The sequence below is a fragment of the Castellaniella sp. WN genome (assembly GCF_054457555.1).
This window is the reverse complement of record NZ_JBTKZC010000002.1, coordinates 361745-385725: the sequence shown is the minus strand read 5'-3', so window position 1 is coordinate 385725 and position 23981 is coordinate 361745. Positions and strand designations below refer to the sequence as shown.

Genomic DNA, 23981 nt, shown 5'->3' with positions numbered 1-23981 from the left:
GGGAAGGAAGAATGATGACGCATGAAGAATTGCTGACGGAACTGGATGGCCGGCGTGAGGCCGCGCATCGGATGGGAGGGGACGAGAAGCTGGAGCGGCGTAGAAAAAAAGGCAATCTGAACGCGGAAGAACGACTCGACAAACTGGTCGATCCCGGGAGTTTCCTCGAAGTCGGCCTTCTCGGGGCATCGGTGCTGGACCAGGATGAGGCTGAGACGCCTCGAGATGGAAAGATCACTGGATTTGGGAAAGTAGAAGGTCGTGATGTCGGTGTGGTGGTCTATGACTTCACGACGAAGGGCGCGTCGACCAGCAGCACGAACTCGAAAAAGATGACCTACGTGCGCAACACGTGCAATCGGCGAGGCATTCCCTTCGTGCATGTGGGCGAGTCGACCGGCGCGCGTCTGCCGGATGCCATGGGCTCCAAAGGCATGGGTAATCTGCTCGGGAACGACACGAGCCAGTTTCGCCGGATTCGTGATGTACCCTGGGTTGCTGCGGCTTTGGATACTTCCTTTGGGTCTTCGGCCTGGTTATGTTGCTGTTCGGATTTTTCCGTGATGAAGAAGGGTTCCATCATGGCGGTGTCCAGCCCCCGGCTCGTGTCAATGGCCATCGGGGAAAAGGTCGATATGGAAGCGCTTGGGGGCTGGCGTTTGCATGCGGAGCATACCGGCCTGATCGACCAGTTCGTCGATACGGACGAACAGGCCATGCAGGCGATTCGGCAGTTTCTTTCCTATATGCCGGGCAATGCCCGGCAGTTGCCGCCGAGCATTGTTCCGATCGAGGATTGCGAATCGGACCAGAATGGCATATTGGATATTCTTCCCGAGAGTCGCACCAGCGTCTACAACATGAAGAAGATCCTGGAAATCGTTTTTGATAAGGGGAGTCTTTTCGAGCTGAAGCCGCGCTTTGGCAAGGCGCTGGTGACCTGTCTGGCCAGGCTCGGTGGCCGGGTGGTCGGAGTGATCGCCAACAATCCCCTGACGGGGGGCGGCGCGCTTTCCGGTCAGGCCTGCCGCAAGGCCACGGACTTTACTGTCCTGTGCGACAGTTTCAATATCCCGATCATCCGGTTCGTGGATACCCCGGGCTTCGTTGTCGGGACGGAAGCGGAAAAACAGGGAGCGCCGGGCCTGATCATGAATTTCATGAATTCAACCTGCCTGACCACCGTGCCACAAATCACAGTCCTGTGCCGCAAGGCTTATGGCCGAGCCTATGTCGCCATGGGCGGTGGCGCGCATAACGATACGATGGTTGCCTGGCCGACCGCGGAAGTCAGTTTCATGGACCCGGTGTTCGCGACGTTCATCGTGCATGGCAAGAACCAGAATGACGAGGGCTTCCAGGAGGCCTACGAGCATATTTGCAAGGACCTGAAGGTTTGGGACATGGCGCGAATATTCTCGGCGCATGATGTCATCAAGCCGCAGGAGACGCGGGCCTACATGATCCGCATGTTGGAAATTCAGCAACGCCGCTTGAGCGATGGCTTGGGCGAGCACCTGATGCGCACCTGGCCGACAAGTTTCTGAGCCTGCTGGTGGCGGATCGTTGGGCCTGTGGCCCCGGACAGAAGGATCTACTGACGTGAGTTCTGAAAATATCAACGAGAGCGAGGGGAAGGCCCTGTTGCGAGACTACGGCGTGGAAACGCCTGTTTCACTTATCGTACAGGATGCTTCGGAGGTTCTCGCCTGCCGTGAAAGGATTACTCCTCCATTGGTCGTCAAGCTGCTCTCGAAAGAGATCGTCCACAAGTCGGATGTCGGTGGTGTGGCTCTCGGCCTGAAGAGTCTGGAAGAGGCGGCGAAAGCCATCGAGGCCATGGCTGTCCGGCCAGGGATCGCCGGCGCGGCGATCGATGGCTGGCTGATAGAGGAAATGGTTCCACAGGGTCTGGAAATCGCGGTTGGCTGCCTGAATGATCCGATGTTCGGACCAATGGTCATGCTGGGTGCCGGTGGAATCCATATCGAGCTTTTCCGAGACGTGTCTTTCCGTTTGTGTCCCATCACGCCACGGGATGCCCGGTCCATGATCGATGAAACATCGGTCGGCCGGCTGCTGGACGGGTTCCGTGGTGGGCCTAAGTATGATCGTGAGCGTCTGGTCGAGGAGTTATTGAAGATTGGCGGCAAGGATGGCCTGTTCATGCGGTTCCATCGAGAGTTCCCCGAGATCGATGTCAATCCGTTGATATTTTCACAGGAACGCCTTGTGGCCGTAGACGCCAAGTTCATTGCTGCGCGACAGCCGGCCATGCGACTGCCGCAAAGCATCTGCCGCAGAGGCCGCGAAGTGCTGGAACATTTCCGGCCTTTGCTCAGGCCCGGGACAGTCGCTGTGCTGGGGGCCTCCTCGAAGAAGACCACGATCGCGAATACATTCATCCGGCGGCTCCGGGAGTTCGGATACGGCGGGGACATTTATCCAATCCATCCGAGCGCACATGAAATTGAGGGGCTGGCCGCCTATCCCAGCTTGGCGGAGACGCCCGCGGCGGTTGACTATGCCTATGTGGCGATTCCGTTCAGCAAGGTGGCGGCGTCCATCGACCTGCCGCCTGGCCGATGTCATTTCGTGCAGATCATCAGCAGTAACGAGGCCAGCGGCGAAGAAGCCCTGGCGCAGGAGCGCGCTGTGCTGGAGGTCGCCGGCAAGGCGGCGGTTCGTCTCGTTGGGCCCAATTGCCTGGGCACCTATTCGCCTCCCGGTCGCCTGACTTTTCCGAAGGGCGCATCGGCGCAGGTCGGAACGATTGGCATTGTTTCGCAATCGGGTGGATTGTCGACGGACATCATCAAACGTGGCCAGTGGCGGGGCCTGCGCCTGAGCGGTCTGGTGAGCGTAGGCAATTGCATGGATGTCAAGCCGGTCGAACTCTTGAGATATTTCTTGGCCGATCCCGGGACGCGAGCCATAGGCCTCTATATCGAGGACATCAAGAACGGCCGCGAGTTTTTCGATGAGCTCCGCCTGCGCTCGGACGACAAGCCGGTGGTCATCCTGCGAGGCGGGGCGACACAGCAGGGACAGCTGGCGGCCACATCTCATACAGGAGCATTGGCTTCCAGCCAGGAAGCATGGTTGGCATTATCCCGGCAAACCCCCGTGGAACTGGTCTATACCGTCGATGAGTTTTTGAGTGTGTTGTCGGCGCTGCAGTTTCTGGACTTGAGGAGATCCAGCCCCACGCGTGAGGTTGCGCTATTTGGCAATGGTGGTGGATCAAGCGTGCTTGGTACCGATTGTCTGGCACGGATGGGCTTGCGGGTGACGCCATTTCCTGCGCGGACGCTCGCTCGGCTGGAGGCCCTTCACTTGCCGCCGGGCACCAGCGTGGCCAATCCTGTTGACACGCCGGTCCGTACCCTGCAGGAGCAGGATGGTTTCATTGCCAGAAGCATTTTGGAGATCATCTGTGATGATGCGCGCCCGGACGCCATCGCCATGCATTTGAATCTGGCGGCGTTCGCCGGTCGTGGTGATCGTAATCCTCTGGATAATCTTATTTCTGTGGTCACGGGGTTTCGTCGTGACCATCATGGCGCTCCGCATCTGCTGCTCGCTTTGCGTAGCGACCGGTCGGAGGAGATCGAAGCGATGCGGCGGAAGTACCTGGATCTTGCCTGCGAGGCCGGTGTGCCTGTGTTTGATGAGATAGACGATATGGCGTTCGCGTTGCGTGCGGTCAGCCGTCTGGAGCATCAGTTTTCAAGCTGAGACCGATTCTTGGCCAGCGTTCCGGGGGGGGGGGCTCGCATTGCCCGGGGCCTGCCCGGTTGACGCGCTTTGGGCCATCCTGGCATATGCAGGCGCATGCGTGCCCGCCCCTTTTACGTGGACGGTGCCTGCTCCGGGAGTTCGTGCCGTCAAGAAGCGCTGCTGTTGGCGCTTCCTGGCCGCGGTTTAAGGTTGGGCTGGTGGCCCGGTGCATGGGCCACCATCATCCCCCTGGCGCTGGTGGCTGATCCTGCTTCTTTTTCGCGCACATCGGATATGCGGCCACGCGGGCGTTCTCCCATGCCGCGGGGACGGGGACGCGATTGGCCGGGCGCGGGCATCGCTGGAACTGCGCCAGCCTCGATCCAGTCATCGAGCGGCCTGGTTGCGTCCGCGTGTCATGGCGTCCCCGATTGATGGGAGTGCCGCTCGGCCTTCGTTATCTTGCGCGATGTCTGTGTAGCGACCGGGCGCCAGGTACGCGAGATCTCGGATCAGGCCTCCCAGGTGCCCGGAAGTCGCTCGACTTAGAAGTCGGTTCTCTCCGGAGCAACCTCCTTGATCAGGTCCGGATAAACAATCCCTTTCACGAGGCTCTGAGGATCACTGGCGGAAAAAAGGCCGATCTTGTTGCCCCATTCGGCCACGTTCACCTCATCCTCGTATATGGAACGCTTGAAGTCACCCACCCATTTGTATTGTTTAATGTGCTCCACCAGCTCGTCTATGACCGGCGCCTTGATCACGGGGTTTATCACTTCCGCCGCCTTTCTCGGATTCTCAGTGATCCAGTCGGCGGCCTTGATGAGCGCCCGCGTAATTTTTACTGCCGTTTCTCTATTGTTCTTTATCATATCCTCATGCAAGACGACATTGCTGGAAAATATGACGCCTTGGTCTTTTGAGCGGCTATAGACCACCGCATCCGGAAAAATCTTCGTTGCCTTGGTCAAAAATGGTTCCCAGGAAAAAAAGGCTTGGATATCATTCCTGGCCAAGGCGGCTATCTGGTCCGGCGCATCAAGGTATTTGATGGTGATCTGGTCGCTGGAGATCCCGTTCTTCTCGATAAATCTGGTCAGGTTGTAGTCCGCCCCGCTGCCTCTCTGTACAGCGACAGTCTTACCCTTGAAGTCACTATCATTCTTGATGAGCTTCTTGTTGGCCACGGTCCCGTTGTTGGTCCCGCTCAGGTAGGCAGTCATCACCTGGACAATCTTTGCTCCCCGCGCCCTCGCCGCCAGTTGCGGAGGCTCGGTATTGTTCGTTACATCAGCCAGCCCCGCGGTGACGCCCTGCAAAGCAGCCGGAGATGAATCAAATAACTGCAGCCTGGCGTTAATGCCTTCGTTCTTCAGGAACCCCTGCTCAACCGCAACGATCATCAGGGTCATGTCTGTCGAAGCAGTGACAGCGACAGTCACGGTGGGGGCATCGTCCGCGGCTACCGCCGCAGTTACGGGGTTGGCGCCCAGGACGAAAGGGATCAGTAGCCTTGTCAATAGATTTCGCATGATGGATTGTCTCCAGAATGATTCGTTATGAAACGAACGGCACTCTCATTTTCAGACATGTCGGAATAATGAGTGCTCTCGTTGAGCCCGTAGATATATAATCCGAAGTTTCGGCGGTGGTGGAGCCGATGGTCAACCTTGGTTTTATGCGAGGCTGCATGGCGTAAGCGAATCCTCGCATGAAGAAATTGTCCGCTTCAGTATTATTCGGCCCTATGGGCATCGGCCGTCACTACCCGTTGAGGCCGCCGACACCTGTTTCTTATACCAGTCTCCAATCTGGTCGGCAGTCATGAAGATCGTATCCGCCCTGCTCTGCAGCATGTTCACGACTTTCTCCAGATGTATGAAGCGGTGCGGGTATCCCATGATATGCGGATGGAGCGCCAGCGTCAGGATGCGAGGCTGTTTTTTCGCTTCGCGGGAGAAAACGTCGACAGTGTCGCGCAGCAATTCATAATATGCTTTTGGTTCTTGCCTTGCTATGCAAAATATAGTGACATCATTCAATTCGATTGCATAGGGTATGGCAAATAACACTCCGGTCTTGGTGACCATTTTCTCCGGAAGATCATCCAGGGTCCAGTCGTATATATATTCTATCCCTGCCTCCGCCAGATAATCGGGGGTGTCGAGGCTTTCGCTCAGACCGGGTCCGAGCCAGCTCCTGGCCCTGCGGCCAGAGAACCTTTCGAGCTTGTCCAATGTTTCCTTGATCGCGGCGGGTTGATCAGGAACCGAATCAAACGCCTTCTGGACCAATCCATGCCCCATCAGAAGCCACCCTTCGCCGAGGATCCGCTCGGCAACGGATGGATACGCGTCTATGACACCGGCATTCATGGCCGCGCTGACAGGAATCCCTCTCGATCTGAAAAGCTCGAATAGCCTGGGGAGACCGCACCGCATGCCATATTCGTACCATCCGAAGTTCGGTATGTCGGGGTAAATATTGGCTCCCTCCGGTCTCTGGAACAGCTTCCGATTCATGGGTTGATCGAAGGGCCAGTACTCGACGTTCACCACCACGTGGCAAATCAGGGCTCGGCCATCAGGCGGCGCCAGATGCTCCCTGGCTGTCGACATGCGAAAGGGTACGCGCGGATTGGTATTCATGGCTCTTCCAGGGGGGAAAAAGGGAATGGGCAACGAGCCTCAAACCATCGCGCCACTTTCAAGAGATGAAGATCGTTTGAGTAATCCGCCATCAGTTGAATGCCGAGAGGTAGCCCACGCGCGCTGAGTCCGACGGGCAGGGTGATTGCGGGTACGCCGCACAGGGTCCAGAGGCTATTGAACGAAGAATCGCCTGTCGACGATAAGGTTTCCGGTGCTTCTCCCGCCGCGGGATGTGAGATGATCGCGTCAAATTCGGCTATGAGTTCGCTGAGATCCCGTCTGATCCGGTTCCGGTATGCGAGCATATCTTCGTAATCCGATCTTGAAATATTTCTGCCATGCTCGATGAGATCCCTGAACAGGGAACTCATCTTTTCTCCATCGGAAGCCTGCAATGCCTGGAAATTCTCGGCAAGTTCAAAGAGCTGTATGGTTCTCGCGGCCTCATGCGCCTGTTCGAAGGAACAGGGAAGTTCCATGATCTCGGTCGAGCAGCCATGACTCCGTACCCTGCGCAGGGTATCGCTCAGCATCTCCCGTTGTTCATCGGAGGCGACGGCCCAGGGCATCGAATCCAGGATCGCCACCAGCGGCGGTTCCTCTAATTCCCCGAACATGTGAAATTTTCGCGGATCTTCATAATGCCCCAGCGTTGCGACATCCGAAGGGTCCGGCCCCATCAATACGGAGAGCAGCATTCCGGCATCCTCGACGGATTTGGTAATGACACCTACGTGGTCGAGAGTGGGGCTTACAGATTTCACTCCTGTTCGAGAGATCAGTCCATAGCTTGGCTTGAATCCCACCACGCCGCAATAAGCGGCTGGGCGAATAGTTGATCCTCTCGTCTGCGTCGCAAGTGCCGCCGGGACAAAACCCGCCGCGACAGCCGCCGCCGAGCCGCTCGATGAGCCGCCAGGAGTGTGCGATACCGCCCAGGGGTTTCTGGTGGGACCGGGGTGTTGAGTTGCAAATTCGGTGGTCACCGTCTTGCCGGCGACATATGCTCCTGCCAGTTCAAGCCTCCTTACGCAGGCGGCGGATTCGTGCGGCAGGTATCCCGCATAAATGGGGGAGCCCATTTCTGTCGGCATGTCCTTTGTCGAAATGATATCCTTGACTCCAATAGGAACACCATATAACGCACCGGACATCTCGCTCACTGGCAACCTCTTATCCAGATTGTCGGCCGCGGACTGCATGCGCTTGCCATCAAACCACGCCCATGCGTGAACCGAGGCCTCTCTAGCGGTGATTCTGCCGAGGTAGTGATCCGCGACCTGTCTGCAGGTATACCGCATGGCGCGCGTGCCTTCAGCCAGGGCGCGGATCCCGATGGAAGAAAGCGACTCGGGAGCCGTGGAGGCTTCAGTATGTTGGGATCTGTGGCTCATTTCCTGTGTTCCGGTGGGCATTGCCAATGATGATCCGGAGAGATGCTGTGACCCTGGGTATGCCGAGATCAAGGGTTCAAAGATATCTTCTGAGAAATTTCTTTGTCAGCATATAAAATGCGGCATCCGTCAGAAAGCCGAGAAATCCAAGGATGGCGATGCCGACGAAAGCGAACTCGGTTTGCATCCAGGTTCTGGAACTGAAGATGAGATAGCCCAATCCGTCTCGTGGGGCCAGGAGCTCCGCCGCGACTATTGTGGAAAAACAATTGCCCATGGCGAGTCTCATGCCGGTCAGCATATGAGCCACGGTGGCGGGAATCTTGACCAGGTAGAAGGTTTGCCAGGAGCTCAGGCCGAAACAGCCGGCCGCTCGTAATTGATTCCGCGAGATGCTCAGGACTCCCAGCATGGTATTGAATGCAACGACAAAAATCGTCGTGTATACCAATAATACGATCTTGGAAGCCTCTCCCACGCCGAACCATAGCATCGCCGCAGGGATCCACGCGAGAGCGGGCAGTGCCCGAAGAAACTGTACATAGGGTTCGCATGCGAGGCGGAATACCCTGAAAGATCCCATCATGACGCCCAGGATGATCCCCAGCAGACTGCCCAGCGTGAAGCCTATGGCGATACGATTTATGCTGGCCGTGATATCGACTATCAATTGTCCGCTTTGAAGAAGCTTTTCCGCGGCTCTCAGGGTCGTCAGGGGAGAAGGAAACAGAAGCGGGATGATCGCGCTGCTGCTTCCGATCTGCCATAATGAAAGAATGACGAGAATGGAGATGGTGTATCCAAGAGCACCCACTCGTATTCGGTTATGCATGGTCTCGAATCCTTATAAGAAAGTACGATCATGGAATTTCATTGATGTCCTTTCGTAAATTTCCCTTGAGGATCATTCTCAGATCGAGGGGGCGTTCATTCCTTGTGTCTATTCCATGCTTCTCTGAGAGCCGCGTACTTCCTCGGATATGCTTTCATTGATTTTGTCGTATAGCTGACCAAAAGCCACGCTGCTTCTCTGTCTGGGGCGTTCCAGGTCGATTTCAATAATATGCTTGATAGTGGAGGATGGGCCGCTGCGCATTATGCCGACCCGATCGCCAAGAAGGATGGCTTCAGTGATGTCGTGGGTGATGAATAGTATCGTGCAGCGCAATCTGTCGCGTAGCTGTACTAATTCGTCCTGCAGCACGGACCTTGTCTGCGCATCCAGCGCGGCAAAGGGTTCGTCCATAAGCAGCACCGGCGAGTTCATGACGAGGGCGCGAGCGAGTTGTACCCGTTGCTTCATGCCGCCTGATAGTTGGTGTGGATATTTTTTTTCGTGTCCCTGAAGGCCAACCGTTTTCAGCGCCGCGCTGGCAAGTCGATGGCGTTCTTCCCTGCCGATAAGAGCCACTCTCAGGGGGAAGGCGACATTATCGATGACACTCATCCATCCATACAGAGAATTACTGTCCTGGAAGATTACCACCCTGTCCCTTCCCGCGGCGGTAACTTCTTTGGAACCGACTATGACCTTTCCCGCGGTGGCGTTCTCGAATCCCGCCACTAAGTTCAGAATGGTCGACTTTCCGCAGCCCGAAGGCCCCAGCAAGACAAAGAATTCTCCATTTAATATCTCAAGATCGACACCGTGCAGAATCTCATTGGACGCGTTTTCGTACACGAAAGACACATCGCGCAAAGTGATGCCGTAAGATGTGTCATCGTTCGAGGGTGTCGCCATCTTTTTAATCACCTTTCTTCTCCATCAGGAAGCGCCCGAGATAGCTCAGGGTCAATTTGTCTATGATCAGATCGGCGGTCAGCCCCAGCAGGCCCAGTAAGATGATGCTGCCAAACATGTCTCCCATCGCCATCCACCGCCCTGATTCAATGATCCTGTAGCCAAGCCCCGCATTGGCTCCGATCAATTCCGCGCCGACTACCGCGGCAAAAGAATTGCCCAATGCGATCCTTGCTCCTGCGATGCTGAAGCTCATGGTCGCCGGGAGCACTATCAGGCAGAACAACTGCCGCCGGTTGACTCCATAATTTTCCGCGGCCCTGATGTAATTGACTCGGATCGAGGCCACCCCGCTCATCGTGTTCAGCAATACCAGAAACACGGTCATATAGAATACGATCAGTACCTTCGACGTCTCGCCTATTCCGAACCATATGATGGCGGGAATCAGCCATGCTATGGGTGGAACGAAACGTAAGAACTGGACTACTGGATCGAGGATGGCGCGGACGAAATTCGACAGGCCCATGGCCAGCCCCAGCGGGATGCCTACGGCGCATCCCAGCGCGAAACCGATGATGATTCTTTGCAGGCTGACGAGAACGTCCCGCAATAGAACGCCGGACGAAAACAGGTCTTCCAGTGCTGATAGGACTTGTATCGGGGTCGGGAGAAACTGCGTCGGGTTGATGGAGCTGACCAGCGCCCAGACACCGATCCCGAAAGCGACCGATAGGACTGGCACCCATGTTTCTTCCTTGGACCGCCGATGCTTTCCTGGCTTTCTCTTCGCAAGCATTCTTGCCTCATCAATTGATTTCCGACTTTCGACGGAAATTTGTTATTCGCGGCGTGCTTAACGGCTGGCCTGCCTCCGTTTACAACCGATCCCCGCTGCTTTTATCCTGATCCCATGCATGCATTGTGGCCGGCCGAGGCGGCTCGTGTGCGCACTACTCCATCACTGGAGAGCCAAATTCCCCTTTCGATCGACCTGCCGCCTACCTTACATCTTCGTTGCAGCTTTTGCAACTACTATCCTGCTGGAGGCAGGCGTCATGCCGGCGGATTCGTGTACGATGTGCACTGTCATCCAGCCCATCAGTTGACTGCAAACCATGGACAATGAAGTCATCGATCATCTGAAGTTCCTTGGGTTTACCGAGTACGAGGCCCGGATCTACTTGGAAACCCTGAGGGCGGACGGCGCGCCCAAGACCGCGTATGAGATCTCCAAGTTATCCGGCGTCCCGCGTTCCAACACATACAACGCCCTCGAGGTTCTGACCCGCAAGGGCGCGGTGCTGCCTGTCACGGAGAGCCCCGCATCCTACATTGCGGCGGCTCCGAAGGAGATGCTGGATTCGATCGCGGTGCAGACTTCAGTCATCTGTGACCGCGTTGCGGACTGTCTCAAGAACTTCACCCCTCGCGTCCAGAATCAATATGTCTGGGTGCTGAACGGGGAGGACATCATCGACGCGAAGATCGAGCAACTCTTGACCAGTTCCAGAGAGTCGATCTGGATCAAGGCATCGGACGCCGTGTTGCGCAGACATACTGCTGCTCTCAAGCGAGCAGCCAGGAAGAAGAACATGCGCATCATGATTGTTCTTTTTGGCAAGGACAAGGCGGAATTCGAATTCAGCCGGAACTGCCAGGTTTACATTCATGAGAACGATGGAACCAGAATGGGCAAGGCGGATAACTTGTTCACTATCGTTGTCGACTTCCAGGAAATGATCACCGTGAGCGGAGATCGTCAATATATTGCCGCGCATACCCGCAGCAAAACGATCGTCACAATGGCGCTTTCACTCATTCGCCACGACTATTACATGGCTGAAATCTTCCAGAAGTTTGGCGATCAGATCACCCGGGAATTCGGGCAGTACCTGGCTCAGCTGAGGTTGAAGGTCTACACGAAGGAGCAGGCGGATTCTTTCCATGAGATCACTGGGCTTTCTGCACGCGGCTCTGCGTCCTGAACGGGGGGCGACGGCCCGTGTGCGGGTGTAGCGCGAGGCCCCCATGGCCGAGATGAAGATGTTGGCGCGGCTGCCATCGCTCGGCGCAAGGGTGGGGCCAGCGTAGTCCACGAATAGCTTCTCGTCAGCGCGGCGCGCCTGCCGCACCGAGCGCTTCGAGGTCTTGGTTTCTTGGCGGTGATGTCCGCAGAATTGGCTGTCGCAGGGATCGGCGCCGGGCATCCGCCAGGGCCGCCGATGCCTACCCGATCACAAACCGGCCTTTCATGCCGGCCTCGTAGTGGCCCGGAAGGGTACAGGCAAAATCGAGGGCACCCCCATGCGTGAACGTCCAGGCCAGTTCTCCGCTTTGGCCCGGATCCAGCGTGAGGGCGTTGGCCTCGTGATGCGGCGGCATGTCGGGGTGTGCGCGCATTTCTTTTGCATGCGTGAGGATTTCGTCCATTTTCCCCAGAACGATTTCGTGGGGCAGCCTGCCGGCATTGTGGATCTTCAGCCGCACGGACTCGCCTGGCCGTACCGCGATCCGGTCGGGCAGAAAGCGCATGGTGTCGTCCATGGTGATCTCGATGACGCGAGTGGCCTGTGCCTGTGCCTGCGCCGGCATTGCGCCCATATCGTGTGCCGTGCCGCTGTGGGCGTGCGCCGTGGCGGCGGCGAGAAGAAGCGTCGAGAGGGCGGTGATCGATCGGATGCGCATGATGAACTCCTGATGCTGAATGGCTGAAGGAGCGTAAACCTTGCCACCATGGCAAGCGCAAGCGCCGCGTTCAGCCGCGCAGGAACCGGCAGGTCTCGATACCGATCCGCCGGACGTCGTGGAAATCGCGGCCCGTCTGTGTTGCCGCGAAACGGTCAAATTCAAAATTCCAGGGGCGCTGGCAGCCAGTCCCCCGCGAGCCGTCCATCCGCGGCCATGATTGCAGGAAATCAGTTGGCCGGGGAGGCGATTTCCCTATAATTTCCCGATGAACGGGAACAGCCGATGGTATCGCCAGATACAAGCCTGGGCGCGGGCGCTGGGTTTCTCCGAGATTGGCGTCTCGGGGGTGGACCTGTCCTCGGCCGAGCCGCGTCTGTTGCAGTGGCTCGCACAGGGCTATCACGGCGACCTGCACTACATGGAGCGGCATGGCCTCAAGCGCGCGCGGCCGGCCGAACTGGTGCCCGGCACGGTGAGCGTGATCACCGCGCGCATGCCTTATCTGCCGCGCAATACCGCGCCCGGCTGGCAAGATCGCGAACGCGCGCGGCTGGCCGATCCCGGCGAGGGGGTGGTGTCGCTCTATGCCCGGGGGCGCGACTATCACAAGGTGGTGCGCGCGCGCCTGCGAAAGCTGTGCGACCACATCGAGGCGCTGGTCGGACCGTTCGGCTACCGCGTCTTTTCCGATTCGGCTCCCGTGCTGGAAAAGGAACTGGCCAGTCGCGGCGGCCTGGGCTGGCGCGGCAAGCATTCCATGGTGCTTTCGCGCGATGCGGGGTCGATGTTCTTCCTGGGCGAGATTTTCGTGGACTTCGCGCTGGAGCCCACTGATCCGGTGAGCGCGCATTGCGGCACCTGTACCGCCTGCATCGATGTCTGTCCCACGGGCGCCATCGTCGCGCCCGGCGTGGTGGACGCGCGCCGCTGCATTTCCTATCTCACCATAGAGAATCACGGTCCCATTCCCGAGGCGCTGCGCCCGCTGATGGGCAACCACATCTACGGCTGCGATGACTGCCAGACGGTCTGTCCCTGGAACAAGTACGCTCAGACCACGGAACTGCCCGATTTCGACGAGCGTGCGCCGCTGGTCGGCCGCCGGCTCGTCGAGCTGTTCGCCTGGGACGAGGCGACGTTCCTTCAACGGACCGAGGGCGGGCCGATCCGGCGCATCAACCACGAGCGCTGGTTGCGTAATATCGCCGTGGCGCTGGGCAATGCGCTGCGCGACGCCGACGCGGCGCAGGCCCGGGAGCTGCGCGCCGCCTTGCTCAGCCGCGCCGACCATGAAAGCGCCCTGGTGCGCGAACATGTGGCCTGGGCGCTGGCGCAGCGCGCTGAAAGCGAATCTTGCGCCGTTCCGCCGGCCCGGACGCCGCACGCATAGGCCCGGCGTTGGCAGTGCTGATGGAGATGCTGGCGATCAGAGGCTGACTTCGCGCCACATGCCGGGCCGCAGGTCTTCGAGCCGCCAGGGCCCGATGCGCATCCGCACCAGGCGCAAGGTCGGCAGTCCCACGGCGGCGGTCATGCGCCTCACCTGGCGGTTGCGGCCCTCGCGGATGGTGATTTCCAGCCATGCGGTCGGGATATTTCTGCGGAAACGCACCGGCGGGTCGCGCGGCCAGAGTTGCGGTTCCGGCAGCAGGCGGACCTGGGCGGGCAGGGTGGGGCCGTCCTTCAGGTCCACGCCGGTCCGCAGGCGTTGCAGTTGGGCCTCGGCCGGCTCGCCCTCGACCTGCACCCAGTAGGTTTTTTCCATCTTGTATCGGGGATCGGCGATGCGCGCCTGCAGGCGGCCGTCGTTGGTCAGCAGGAGCAGGCCTTCGCTGTCGCGATCCAGCCGCCCGGCCGGGTAGACGCCGGGCACGTCGACGAAGTCCTTCAGCGTGGCGCGGCCCAGGTCGTCGCTGAATTGGGGCAGCACGCCGAAGGGCTTGTTGAGCACGAGCAGACGGGACTGGGCGGGAGGCGCCTTGGCGGCCCCCCGGCGCGGCCCGCCGGGCCGGAGGCGTCGCGGCGGGTTTCCATCGGTCATAAGCACCCTCCTTCATCATTCATTGCAATGACATGGATCCGGGCATGCTGGCCGATATCGGGCCAAGAAGCAAAAAGCCCTCGATTCCGTTCAGAATCAAGGGCTGATGCGCTCTTGGTGGCCCGGGGCGGAATCGAACCACCGACACAAGGATTTTCAATCCTCTGCTCTACCGACTGAGCTACCGGGCCAAGACGCAGAATCATACATGAAAATTTGATCCTGTGCAGACGACGACGCATGAAAGCGACGGCCGGCGTTCCCTGACCGACTGCGGCGCCTTATAATACAGTCCATCTTCGTGTGCAACTTCTTCTTGCGGGCATGTCCGTCGACGTCCTGACCTTTGGCTTGAACCACGTTTCCGCGCCAGTTTCCGTGCGGGAACGCGTGTCGTTTCCGCTCGAACTGGTCAAGCCCGCGCTGTCGGCCCTGCGGTCCGCCTTCGGCAGCGGCGTGCGCGAAGCCGCCATCCTGTCCACCTGTAACCGTACGGAAATCTACTGTGCGGCCGATTCCGGCGTTGCGCCGGAACTGCCCGCCTGGCTGGCGGAATTCAACCGCCTGGAAACCGGCCTGCTGACGCCGCATCTCTATCAGTACCAGCGCAACGACGCCGTGCGCCATGCCTTCCGCGTGGCCAGCGGCCTGGATTCCATGGTGCTGGGCGAACCGCAGATCCTGGGCCAGATGAAGGATGCCGTGCGCACGGCCGAACAGGCCGGCACGCTCGGCACGTTGCTGCACCAGCTGTTCCAGCGCACCTTCTCCGTCGCCAAGGAGGTCCGCTCGCAGACGGCCATCGGCGCGCATTCCGTGTCCATGGCCGCCGCCGCCGTGCGCCTGACCGAGCGCGTGCTGGGGGACCTGTCCTGTAGCAACGTGCTGTTCATCGGCGCGGGCGAGATGATCGAACTCTGCGCCACTCACTTCGCGGCGGTGCGTCCGCGCCAGATCGCGGTGGCCAACCGCACCCTGGAGCGCGCCGAGACCCTGGCGGCCCAGTTCGACGCCCGCACGCTGAAGCTCTCGGCGCTGCCGGATCACTTGGCCGAATTCGACGTGGTCGTTTCCTGTACGGCCTCGTCCCTGCCCATCCTCGGCCTGGGGATGGTGGAAAGAGCCGCGCGCGCGCGACGCCATCGCCCCATGGTGATGGTCGACCTGGCCGTGCCGCGCGACATCGAACCCGAAGTCGGCCGCCTGGCCGACGTCTATCTGTATACGGTCGACGACCTGGGCCGCATGGTGCAATCGGGCACCGACGCGCGCCGCGCCGCCGTGGTCCAGGCCGAAGCCATCATCGAGGCGCGGGTGCGGCATTTCATGCACTGGCTCAGCAACCGCGAAATCGTGCCGGCAATCATCGACTACCAGCAAAGCGCCGACGCCCTGCGCCTGGCCGAACTGGATCGCGCCCGGCGGCAGCTGGCTCGCGGCGACGACCCGGAAGCCGTGCTCGAGTTCCTGGCGCACAGCCTGACGCACAAATACATGCACGGCCCGCTGGCCGCGCTGAACCGCAGCGAAGGCGCCGAACGCGACCAGTTGCTGACGCTGCTGCCCCGCCTGCTGCCCGAATCCGGCGCCCGCCGCCGGTAGCGGCGATCCCTCTCCTTCGTGCCGATCCGGTCCCGTGCGGGCCGGATCCCGGCTTCCTTGTGATTTTCCGGAACTCCCCCTCCATGAAAAGTTCGATGCGCAGCCGCCTGGAACAGCTCGGCCACCGACTGGCCGAGATCGACGCCCTGCTGGCCGAGCCGGACAGCGCCGACGACATGGACCGCTTCCGCAAATGGACGCGCGAACGCGCCGAACTGGAGCCCGTGGTGCGGGTCTTCGAGTCCTGGCGGCGGGCGAGCGATGACCGGAACGCGGCGCGGGACATGCTGTCCGACCCCGACATGAAGGCGCTGGCCGAAGAGGAACTGGCGGGCGCCGACGCGCGCATCGAGGCGCTGGAGGATGAGTTGCGGATCCTGTTGCTGCCCAAGGATCCGGACGACGATCGCAGCGTCTTCCTGGAAATCCGTGCCGGCACGGGGGGCGACGAGAGCGCCCTGTTCGCGGGCGACCTGCTGCGTATGTACGCCCGCTATGCGGAAGTCCGAGGCTGGCGGGTGGAGCTGATGTCCGGGAGTGCGTCCGAACTGGGCGGCTACAAGGAAGTCATCGCCCACGTCGAGGGCGACGGCGTCTACGGCCGGCTGAAGTTCGAGTCCGGCGCCCACCGCGTCCAGCGCGTGCCCGAGACCGAGTCCCAGGGCCGGGTGCACACGTCGGCCTGCACGGTCGCGGTGATGCCGGAGGCCGATCCCCAGGCCGACATCCGGATCGATCCCAACGACTTGCGCATCGACACCTTCCGCGCCAGCGGGGCGGGGGGGCAGCACATCAACAAGACCGATTCGGCGGTGCGCATCACCCACCTGCCGACCGGTCTGGTGGTGGAGTGCCAGGACGACCGCTCGCAGCACCGCAACAAGGACAAGGCCCTGCAGGTGCTGGCCGCGCGCCTGAAGGACCGCCAGCAGCAGGAAGCCCATGCCCGCGAGGCCGCCCAGCGCAAGAGCCTGGTGGGTTCCGGCGACCGGTCGGAGCGCATCCGCACCTACAACTTCCCGCAGGGACGCGTCACCGATCACCGCATCAACCTGACGCTGTACAAGCTGGCGCAGGTGATGGACGGCGATCTGGACGAACTGACCGGCGCACTGCTCACCGAGCACCAGGCCGAACAACTGGCCGCGCTGGCGCTGGAATGAGTCTCACCCTGCGCGAAGCTCTGGCGGCCAGCCCCCTGCCGCGCCTGGAGGCCCACCTGCTGTGGCAGCGGGTGCTGGGCGTGCCGCGTGCCTGGCTGATCGCGCACGACGCCGATCCCCTGGAGCCGGCGCGGGTCGCCGCCTATCGGGACCTGGAGTCCCGCCGGGTGGCGGGCGAGCCTATCGCCTACATCCTGGGGCATCGGGAATTCTTCGGACGCGACTTCCAGGTCACCCCGGCGGTGCTGATCCCGCGGCCGGAGACCGAACTGCTGGTCGAGTGCGGCCTGCGGGCGATCCGGGACGTGCGCGAACCCCATGTGCTGGACCTGGGCACGGGCAGTGGCATCGTGGCGGTGACGCTGGCGCTGGAACGGCCCGATGCGCGGGTGCGGGCCACCGACCGCAGCGCCGAGGCCCTGGGCGTGGCGCAAAAGAACGCACGCGCCCTGGGGGCAAAACTATTGTTTTCGCACGGGAATTGGTACGATACCGAGTTGGGTTCGGCGCGTTTCGATCTGATCGTCTCGAACCCGCCGTACATCGACGCGCGGGATGCGCATCTGGGGCTGGGCGACCTGCGTTTCGAACCCCGGGGCGCCCTGACCGACGAGGCCGACGGCCTGCATGCCCTGCGCGAGATCGTACAGGGCGCGCCGGATCATCTGGCCCCGGGCGGAGTCCTGTGCGTGGAACACGGCTGGGACCAGGCGGCGGCCGTCCGGTCCCTGTTTTTGCGCCGGGGGTTCGCCGACGTCGCCAGCGAGCGGGACCTGTCCGGCATCGAACGCGTCACCCGGGGATGTATGCCGACCTGATTTTTTTGCCGCCAGTCCGTCCTAAGGCACCTTACCCCCTTGGGGGATGAGCCAGGACACGAAATAGTCCCTGCTGACTATCTCGTACCTGACGAGTCCGAGCAGCATGCAGGCTGCGAGGTGGGAGCAAGCCGAAGGCGCGGCGCGGGGGTATTTTCAAGCGAGACCACCATGAGCGAAGCAGTCCAATCCGAAGTCCAGAATTTCATCCGTGAAACGGTCACCGGCCACCCGGTCGTCCTGTTCATGAAGGGCACGGCCCAATTCCCGCAATGCGGTTTCTCCGGCCGCGCCATCCAGATCCTGAAGGAAACCGGCGTCACCAAGCTGGTCACCGTCAACGTGCTGGAAGATCCCGAAGTCCGCCAGGGCATCAAGGACTACGCGAACTGGCCGACGATTCCCCAGCTCTACGTCAAGGGCGAATTCATCGGCGGCACCGACATCATGAACGAAATGCACCAGAACGGCGAACTGGCCCAACTGCTGAAGGATGCCGGGGCGATCGAGTGAATCCCCCCAAGGGGTCCTCTGAACAAGTCGAGCGGCTGGTCGTCGGCATCAGCGGCGCGACCGGCGCCCGGTACGCCACCCGCCTGCTGGAGCTCGCGCGGGAACACGGCGGGGTGGAAACCCATCTCGTCATGTCGCCCTCGGGGGTGCTGAACGTCCGTCACGAACTCGGCCTGGATCGCCGGGCTGTGCGGGCCTTGGCCGACCACGTCCACAGCCATCGCGACGTGGGCTCGGTGCTGGCCAGCGGCGGTTTCCGCACGGCGGGCATGGTGGTGGTTCCCTGTTCGATGCGGACGCTGGCGGCCGTGGCGCACGGCCTGTCGGATAATCTCATGACCCGGGCGGCGGACGTGACTCTCAAGGAACGCCGCCGGCTGGTGCTGATGGTGCGGGAAACCCCTTTCAATCTGGCGCACCTACGCAACATGACGGCGGTGACCGAGATGGGCGGAGTGATCTTCCCGCCGCTGCCGGCGTTCTACCTGCGCCCGGCCACGCTGGATGATCTGATCGACCATACCGTGTGCCGCGTGCTGGAATTCTTCGACATCAATGTGCCCGGGCCACGCTGGGAAGGCCTCGACGACCCGGGCGTCCACCCGCGGGGTGACGGAGCAGCCTGATGCGCCGCCCTCGCCCGTTTCCCGGAACTCGCGCATGATCAAAAAAGTCCCCGTGTCCCAATTGTGCGTCGGCATGTACGTGCATGACCTGGGCGGCTCTTTCCTGGACCATTCCTTCTGGCGCTCGCGCTTCCTGATCCAGAACGAGCGCAAGCTGCGCCGCCTGCAGGAGTCGAAGCTGGAATGGGTGCTGATCGACACCGGTCGGGGGGTGGACGTGTCCTCCGGCGAACCCGGCACCGCCACGCCCGCGCCGCGGACCGCTTCCGGCGCGGCGCAGCCGGCCTCGAAGCCGGCTGACGCCGCCGCGTCCCCGCCGGCCACGCCGGAACAGCAGGCATTCGACGACGCCAGGGACATCCTCGACGGCTCGCGGGAGCAGGTTCAGCAGTTGTTCGCCGACGTGGATCTGGAGGGCAAGATCGACCTGCGGCAGATCGAGGGTCTGGTCCAGGACATGGCCGATTCCATCGACGGCCATCCGGATGCGCTCACCAGCCTGGCCCGCATCAAGCGCGCCGACCAATACCTGTACACGCATTCCGTGGCCGTGGCGGCGCTGATGACCTCGTTGGCGCGGACCCTGGAACTGTCCGAGGAGCAGGTGCGCCTGGCCGGCATGGCCGGTTTGCTGCACGACATCGGCAAGATCCGAGATCCGGACGAGGCGCCCGGCAAGCTCGGCCGTCCGATCCAGCCTCCCCAGGAATTGCTGCGCAAGCACCCGCAAAACGGCGCCGAGGTGTTGCGCCGGGATCCGGGCGTGCACCCCGAGGTCATCGACGTCTGCCTGCACCATCACGAGCGCGTCGATGGCAAGGGGTTTCCCGACGGGCTGGTCGGCGATGGCATCAGCCTGTTGGCGCGGATGGCGGCCATCTGCAATTACTACGATGAAGTCACCTCGACGCGGCCCTTCAAGAAGGGCTGGGATCCGGCCTTCGCGCTGTACAAGATGATGAAGTCCGAAGGGCAGTTCGACATGGATGTGCTGGGCGCCTTCGTGCGCACGGTGGGGCGCTATCCGCTGGGCTCCATCATCAGCCTGACGCAGAGCGAACTGGGCCTGGTGGTGGCGCAGAATCCCGATGCGCCGGAGCTGCCCGTGGTCAAGATCTTCTACTCGATCCGCTGGAGCCATGCCATTCCGGAGCGCCGGGTGAATCTGGCCGAGCCGGATTGCCCCACCCGCATCCTGCCCGTGGCCGCGCCGGTGGACTGGGCCCAGTCGGGCCTGCCCGTGCCGCCTATCGTGTAGCGGCCCGGGGCCGCGCGCGCAGGCCGATCAGGATCGCCAGGACGATGCCCGTGGCCGCGAAGGCGGCGGTGGCGGTCCAGGTCCATTGCCAGTCGCCGCCCGCCCGGTTGACCACCCAGGCCACGAAAGGAGGCCCGGCGAACTGGCCCAGGGACGAGCATTGCTGCATCCAGCCGATGGTCGTGGACGCGGTCTGAGGAGTGGGCGCCAGGGTCAGCCCCAGCACGAACAGGGTGGCCGGCACCAGGCCGCCCACCATGGAAAAAATCAGTACGGCTATGAACTGGCCCGGGGCGGGCAGGCCGGCGCCGAAGGCGGCCCAGGCGCACAGGATCATGGTCGCCAGCCCCGTCACCAATAGCTGCCAGCCCGCCACCCCGTGATGCAGCAGGCGGCCCGCGGACAGATTGCCGATCGCGTTGGCGCCCGCGACGATGGCCGTCAGCAGGCCCGCCGTGGTGCCGCCGATGCCCTGGGCGGCATAGATCGTCGGCAGGAAACCGATCACCGCCATCCACTGGCCCGCGTACAGCCCGAAGATCAGGGCGACCAGCCAGACATTCGCCGAGCCCAGGGTCGTGCGCGCCAGATGCGCCAGTGAATCCCGTGGCCGGCGGGGGGCGGCGGCGGGGTCCGGCGGGACGAGGCGCGCGGTGAGCAGCAGGCAGCACAGGGTCAGCGCCGCCAGCAGCGCCCACAACAACTGCCAGCTCCCCAGGCTCAGAATCCAGGACCCCGCCAGCAGGATGGTCACGGTGCCCAGCGGCATGTAGCTGCCCCACAGGCCCATGATGCGGCTCAGCCGTTCCGGCGGCACGAGGCGGCGGATCAGCGCGGGGATCGGCATGGCCACCATCAGGACGCCGCAGCCTTCCGCGGCGCGAAACAGCAGCACCAGCAGGCTGGAGTCCAGCCAGGCGCCCAGCGTCGAGGTGGCCGCCAGGATGGCCAGGCCGGTCAGGACACAGCGGCGCAGGCCGATGCGTTCGGCCACCAGGGCGACCGGCAGGCCCAGGATCAGCCCGCCGAGCTGCACGGCCGACAGCAGGAAGCCCGATTCCACCAGGCTGAGCCGGAATTCGGCCTGCAACTGGGGCAGGGCCGGCGGGACTTTCCAGATGTGGAGCGCGGCGCACATGCCGACCAGCACCAGGAACAGGGCGGCGCGCACGGCGGTATGAGGCTCGGTGGCACGGGACTCCGGGGCTGTGTGCGGCATGATGGGGGTCAGGGAAACGCGGTCTTGCGGGGCAGCCAGCGCCAGAACATCCAGGCGGCGACGAAGCCCAGGGCGCCGATGGCGGTGATGCCGCCGGCGAGCGACACGGCGGCGGTGATGGCGGACATCAGCAAAGGTCCGCCGCCGCCGCCGAGATCAGTGATCAGCCGCCAGATGCCCAGGAAGCGCGTGCGGTCGGTGGGGGGCGAGGCGTCGGCGCCGATGGTCATGATGATGCCCGAGCCGATGCCGTTGCCCACGCCCAGTACCATGCTGGCCATCAGCAGGCTGGCGAAGCCCGTGGTCCAGGGGATGGCGACCAGGCTGGCACCCATGATCAGCATGCAGGGCAGGGCGACCCAGAGGCGCCCGCGCAGGTCCATGATCCGGCCGGCCGGGTAGAACAGCAGCATGTCCACGCCGCCCATGATGCCGTAGATCAGGGCGGTCGCCGTGGCGTCCAGGCCGATCTGGTCGGCCCAGAGCGGGATGACGATCTGGCGGCAGGATCGGATCGCCGAGACCAGCGCCGTGGCCACCCCCAGCGTCAGGAAGACGCTCGCGTGCGCGCGGGCCAGGTCCGCCAGGGGCAGGGGCGGTGCGTTGCGGTTCGCGGCGCGGTCGCGGGGTTCGAGATCCGGGACGGTGAAGGCCAGGATGCCGGTGCCCAGGAAGGCCAGGATGGCGGCCCAGTAGGCTCCCGGCAGGCCTATCAGGTGGATGAAGGCGGCGGCCATGAAGGGGCCGGTGAACAGCCCCACCCGCATGGTGCCCCCCAGGGTGGACATGGCGCGCGCGCGCATGGTGGGCGGTACGGCTTCGATCAGGTAGGTCTGGCGCGCCAGCAGGAAGACGGAACTGGCCAGGCCGATCATCAGGACGCCCAGGCCGAAGACCCAGGGAGCACGGGCAAGCAGGCAGAGAGCCAGGGCGGCCAGGCTGAAGACGGCCGCGCCGATCATGGCGCGGCGCTCGCCGTAGCGGTTGGCCAGCGCGGCGGCCGGCAGGTTGGCCATCATCGAGCCGATGCCGATCAGGGCCACGATCAGACCGGCCTGTGCCGAACTGGCGCCCAGGTCGCGGGCGCTCAAGGCGAGGACCGGGTAGATCGCACCTTCGCCCAAGCCGAAGAGCAGGGATGGGCCGAATGCCGGCAGGGCGATCCGGGCCAGGTTGAAGGAGTCGGAAGAGGGAGGCACGACGGGGTCGAGATGACCAAATCGGCATTGTCGCATACAGGGGATCAAAGTGCCTGGGGAAAGGGTGACGGGTGGATTTCCCTATTGCTGTCATGGAAATTGGCAGATTCAATCGGGAAAAACACTAGGCGTTATTACCGATTGCGGGAAGCTTCAAGTTTCGTGCATCATGCACGCGCTCTCGACCGTTTACAAAACGGCACATTTGACCGGTTTACCAACCAACTTAGGGGCTCTCTCTCATGCAACGTCGTTCCTTCCTCAAGAAGGCTGCCCTCGGCGCGGCCGCTGGCGGCGCCACCCTGGCCGCTCCCGCTTTCGCCCAGGAATCGCCCGCTATCTCGTGGCGCCTGGCTTCCAGCTTTCCTCGCAGCGCCGACGCCATCTACTCCGGCGGCGAAAACGTCGCCAAATACGTGTCCGAGGCGACCGGCGGCAAGTTCCAGATCCGCGCCTTCCCGGGCGGCGAGATCCTGCCCGCCCTGGGCGTGCTCGACGGCGTGCAGAACGGCACGGTCGAATGCGGCCATACCGCGTCCTATTATTATTTCGGCAAGGACCCGGCCCTGTGCTTCGACGGCGCCGTGCCCTTCGGCCTGAACACTCGCCAGTACAACGCCTGGGTGCGCCACGCCGGCGGCCTGCAGGTGCTGCGCGAACTGTTCGCCAAATTCAACATCGTCAATTTCCCCTGCGGCTACACCGGTACCCAGATGGGCGGCTGGTTCCGCAAGGAAGTCAAGACCGTCGATGACCTCAAGGGCTTGAAGTTCCGCACCGCGGCCTTCGCCGGCGCGGTGCTGATGAAGCTCGGCGTGGTGCCGCAGCAGATCGCCGGCGGCGACATCTATCCGTCCCTGGAAAAGGGCACCATCGACGCGGCCGAGTGGATCGGACCCTACGACGACGAGAAGCTCGGCTTCCACCGCGTGGCGCCGTACTACTACTTCCCCGGCTGGTGGGAAGGCACCCTGCAGGTGTCCCTGTACGTCAACAAGGACAAGTACGAGGCCCTGCCCAAGCACTATCAGGCCGTGCTGGACCAGGCCTCCGCCCTGGCGACCAACACCATGATCGCCACCTACGACGCGGAAAACCCGAACGCCCTCAAGCGCCTGATCGCCGAAGGCGCCAAGCTGCGCGCCTTCCCGAAGCCCGTCATGGATGCCTGCTACAAGGCCGCCCAGGAAACCTACGCGGAGCTGTCCGCCAAGGACCCCGGCTTCAAGAAGATCCACGACGCCTACATGGGTTTCCGCGATCATGAAATCCCGTGGTTCCGCATCGCCGAAGGCAGCTTCGACCAATACATGGCCACGGCGGCCAAGTAAATCGACGCCTCGTG

Annotated in this window: 21 protein-coding genes, 1 tRNA gene and 1 pseudogene; 11 read left to right on the top strand and 12 right to left on the bottom strand. The window is 62.1% G+C overall.

The genetic code is table 11. The features are described 5' to 3' along the window. Positions 1–11: 11 nt before the first annotated feature. Both ACTPOE_RS15745 and ACTPOE_RS15740 read left to right on the top strand, forming a co-directional pair. Positions 12–1547, top strand: a complete 1536-nt coding sequence (locus tag ACTPOE_RS15745) for an acyl-CoA carboxylase subunit beta (protein ID WP_458873174.1) — start codon at positions 12–14, stop codon at positions 1545–1547. A gap of 55 nt (positions 1548–1602) precedes the next feature. Further along, positions 1603–3738: an acetate--CoA ligase family protein gene (locus ACTPOE_RS15740; RefSeq protein ID WP_458873173.1), complete on the top strand. Its 2136-nt coding sequence runs from the start codon at positions 1603–1605 to the stop codon at positions 3736–3738. A 527-nt stretch (positions 3739–4265) separates the two neighbouring features. On the opposite strand, the gene ACTPOE_RS15735 is transcribed toward ACTPOE_RS15740, so the two are convergent. From ACTPOE_RS15735 to ACTPOE_RS15710, 6 genes are all read right to left on the bottom strand, one after another. Beyond that, a complete protein-coding gene (locus ACTPOE_RS15735; protein WP_458873172.1) occupies positions 4266–5252 on the bottom strand; it encodes an ABC transporter substrate-binding protein in 987 nt (328 codons plus the stop codon). Positions 5253–5465: 213 nt separating this feature from the next. Next, a complete protein-coding gene (locus tag ACTPOE_RS15730; RefSeq protein ID WP_458873171.1) occupies positions 5466–6368 on the bottom strand; it encodes a polysaccharide deacetylase family protein in 903 nt (300 codons plus the stop codon). Beyond that, positions 6365–7765: an amidase gene (locus ACTPOE_RS15725; RefSeq protein ID WP_458873170.1), complete on the bottom strand. Its 1401-nt coding sequence runs from the start codon at positions 7763–7765 to the stop codon at positions 6365–6367. Before ACTPOE_RS15725 ends, ACTPOE_RS15730 begins: the two co-directional genes overlap by 4 nt. 76 nt (positions 7766–7841) lie before the next feature. Continuing rightward, entirely contained in the window at positions 7842–8597 is a 756-nt protein-coding gene (locus ACTPOE_RS15720; protein ID WP_458873169.1) for an ABC transporter permease, read from the bottom strand. 108 nt (positions 8598–8705) lie between these two features. Beyond that, complete coding sequence (locus ACTPOE_RS15715) at positions 8706–9518, bottom strand: ABC transporter ATP-binding protein (RefSeq protein WP_458873168.1); 813 nt, start codon at positions 9516–9518, stop codon at positions 8706–8708. After that, complete coding sequence (locus tag ACTPOE_RS15710) at positions 9511–10305, bottom strand: ABC transporter permease (protein ID WP_458873167.1); 795 nt, start codon at positions 10303–10305, stop codon at positions 9511–9513. The genes ACTPOE_RS15715 and ACTPOE_RS15710 overlap by 8 nt, the downstream gene beginning before the upstream one ends. Before the next feature lie 319 nt (positions 10306–10624). Between ACTPOE_RS15710 and ACTPOE_RS15705 the strand changes: the two genes are divergently transcribed. Beyond that, positions 10625–11494: a TrmB family transcriptional regulator gene (locus ACTPOE_RS15705; protein WP_458873166.1), complete on the top strand. Its 870-nt coding sequence runs from the start codon at positions 10625–10627 to the stop codon at positions 11492–11494. A gap of 24 nt (positions 11495–11518) precedes the next feature. Here ACTPOE_RS15705 and ACTPOE_RS15700 read toward each other — a convergent pair. Further along, a pseudogene (locus ACTPOE_RS15700) lies at positions 11519–11692 on the bottom strand (IS21 family transposase); the annotation flags it as partial. Positions 11693–11735: 43 nt separating this feature from the next. After that, positions 11736–12194, bottom strand: a complete 459-nt coding sequence (locus tag ACTPOE_RS15695) for a cupredoxin domain-containing protein (RefSeq protein ID WP_458873165.1) — start codon at positions 12192–12194, stop codon at positions 11736–11738. A gap of 268 nt (positions 12195–12462) precedes the next feature. Between ACTPOE_RS15695 and queG the strand changes: the two genes are divergently transcribed. Further along, positions 12463–13587 carry a tRNA epoxyqueuosine(34) reductase QueG gene (queG, locus tag ACTPOE_RS15690; RefSeq protein ID WP_458873164.1) on the top strand — a complete coding sequence of 375 codons (1125 nt, stop codon included), beginning with the start codon at positions 12463–12465 and terminating at the stop codon, positions 13585–13587. Positions 13588–13623: 36 nt separating this feature from the next. Here queG and ACTPOE_RS15685 read toward each other — a convergent pair whose 3' ends face one another. Both ACTPOE_RS15685 and ACTPOE_RS15680 read right to left on the bottom strand, forming a co-directional pair. Continuing rightward, positions 13624–14238, bottom strand: coding sequence for a pseudouridine synthase (locus ACTPOE_RS15685; protein WP_458873163.1), 615 nt, complete (start codon positions 14236–14238; stop codon positions 13624–13626). Positions 14239–14353: 115 nt separating this feature from the next. After that, a tRNA-Phe gene (locus ACTPOE_RS15680) sits at positions 14354–14429 on the bottom strand. A 133-nt stretch (positions 14430–14562) separates the two neighbouring features. On the opposite strand from ACTPOE_RS15680, the gene hemA reads away from it, so the two are divergent. From hemA to ACTPOE_RS15650, 6 genes are all read left to right on the top strand, one after another. Further along, on the top strand, positions 14563–15840 hold the full coding sequence (gene hemA, locus ACTPOE_RS15675; RefSeq protein ID WP_458873162.1) for a glutamyl-tRNA reductase: 1278 nt from the start codon (positions 14563–14565) through the stop codon (positions 15838–15840). A gap of 83 nt (positions 15841–15923) precedes the next feature. Beyond that, positions 15924–17003, top strand: coding sequence for a peptide chain release factor 1 (gene prfA / locus ACTPOE_RS15670; RefSeq protein ID WP_458873161.1), 1080 nt, complete (start codon positions 15924–15926; stop codon positions 17001–17003). Next, positions 17000–17821, top strand: coding sequence for a peptide chain release factor N(5)-glutamine methyltransferase (prmC, locus tag ACTPOE_RS15665; RefSeq protein WP_458873160.1), 822 nt, complete (start codon positions 17000–17002; stop codon positions 17819–17821). Before prfA ends, prmC begins: the two co-directional genes overlap by 4 nt. 171 nt (positions 17822–17992) lie before the next feature. Beyond that, positions 17993–18334 (top strand): Grx4 family monothiol glutaredoxin, encoded by a 342-nt coding sequence (grxD, locus tag ACTPOE_RS15660; protein ID WP_043679974.1) that lies wholly within the window; start codon positions 17993–17995, stop codon positions 18332–18334. After that, positions 18331–18960 carry a UbiX family flavin prenyltransferase gene (locus tag ACTPOE_RS15655; RefSeq protein ID WP_458873159.1) on the top strand — a complete coding sequence of 210 codons (630 nt, stop codon included), beginning with the start codon at positions 18331–18333 and terminating at the stop codon, positions 18958–18960. Before grxD ends, ACTPOE_RS15655 begins: the two co-directional genes overlap by 4 nt. A 34-nt stretch (positions 18961–18994) precedes the next feature. Then, the gene (locus tag ACTPOE_RS15650; protein WP_458873158.1) at positions 18995–20218 is read left to right on the top strand and encodes an HD-GYP domain-containing protein; all 1224 of its coding nucleotides are present in this window, start codon (positions 18995–18997) and stop codon (positions 20216–20218) included. Here the strand turns inward: ACTPOE_RS15650 and ACTPOE_RS15645 are convergent. Continuing rightward, complete coding sequence (locus ACTPOE_RS15645) at positions 20208–21437, bottom strand: MFS transporter (RefSeq protein WP_458873157.1); 1230 nt, start codon at positions 21435–21437, stop codon at positions 20208–20210. The two genes, ACTPOE_RS15650 and ACTPOE_RS15645, sit on opposite strands and share 11 nt — an antisense overlap. Before the next feature lie 8 nt (positions 21438–21445). Next, entirely contained in the window at positions 21446–22672 is a 1227-nt protein-coding gene (locus ACTPOE_RS15640; RefSeq protein WP_458873156.1) for an MFS transporter, read from the bottom strand. A gap of 206 nt (positions 22673–22878) precedes the next feature. Here ACTPOE_RS15640 and ACTPOE_RS15635 point away from each other — a divergent pair, with 206 nt between their 5' ends. Then, the gene (locus ACTPOE_RS15635; protein ID WP_458873155.1) at positions 22879–23967 is read left to right on the top strand and encodes a TRAP transporter substrate-binding protein; all 1089 of its coding nucleotides are present in this window, start codon (positions 22879–22881) and stop codon (positions 23965–23967) included. Positions 23968–23981: the final 14 nt, after the last annotated feature.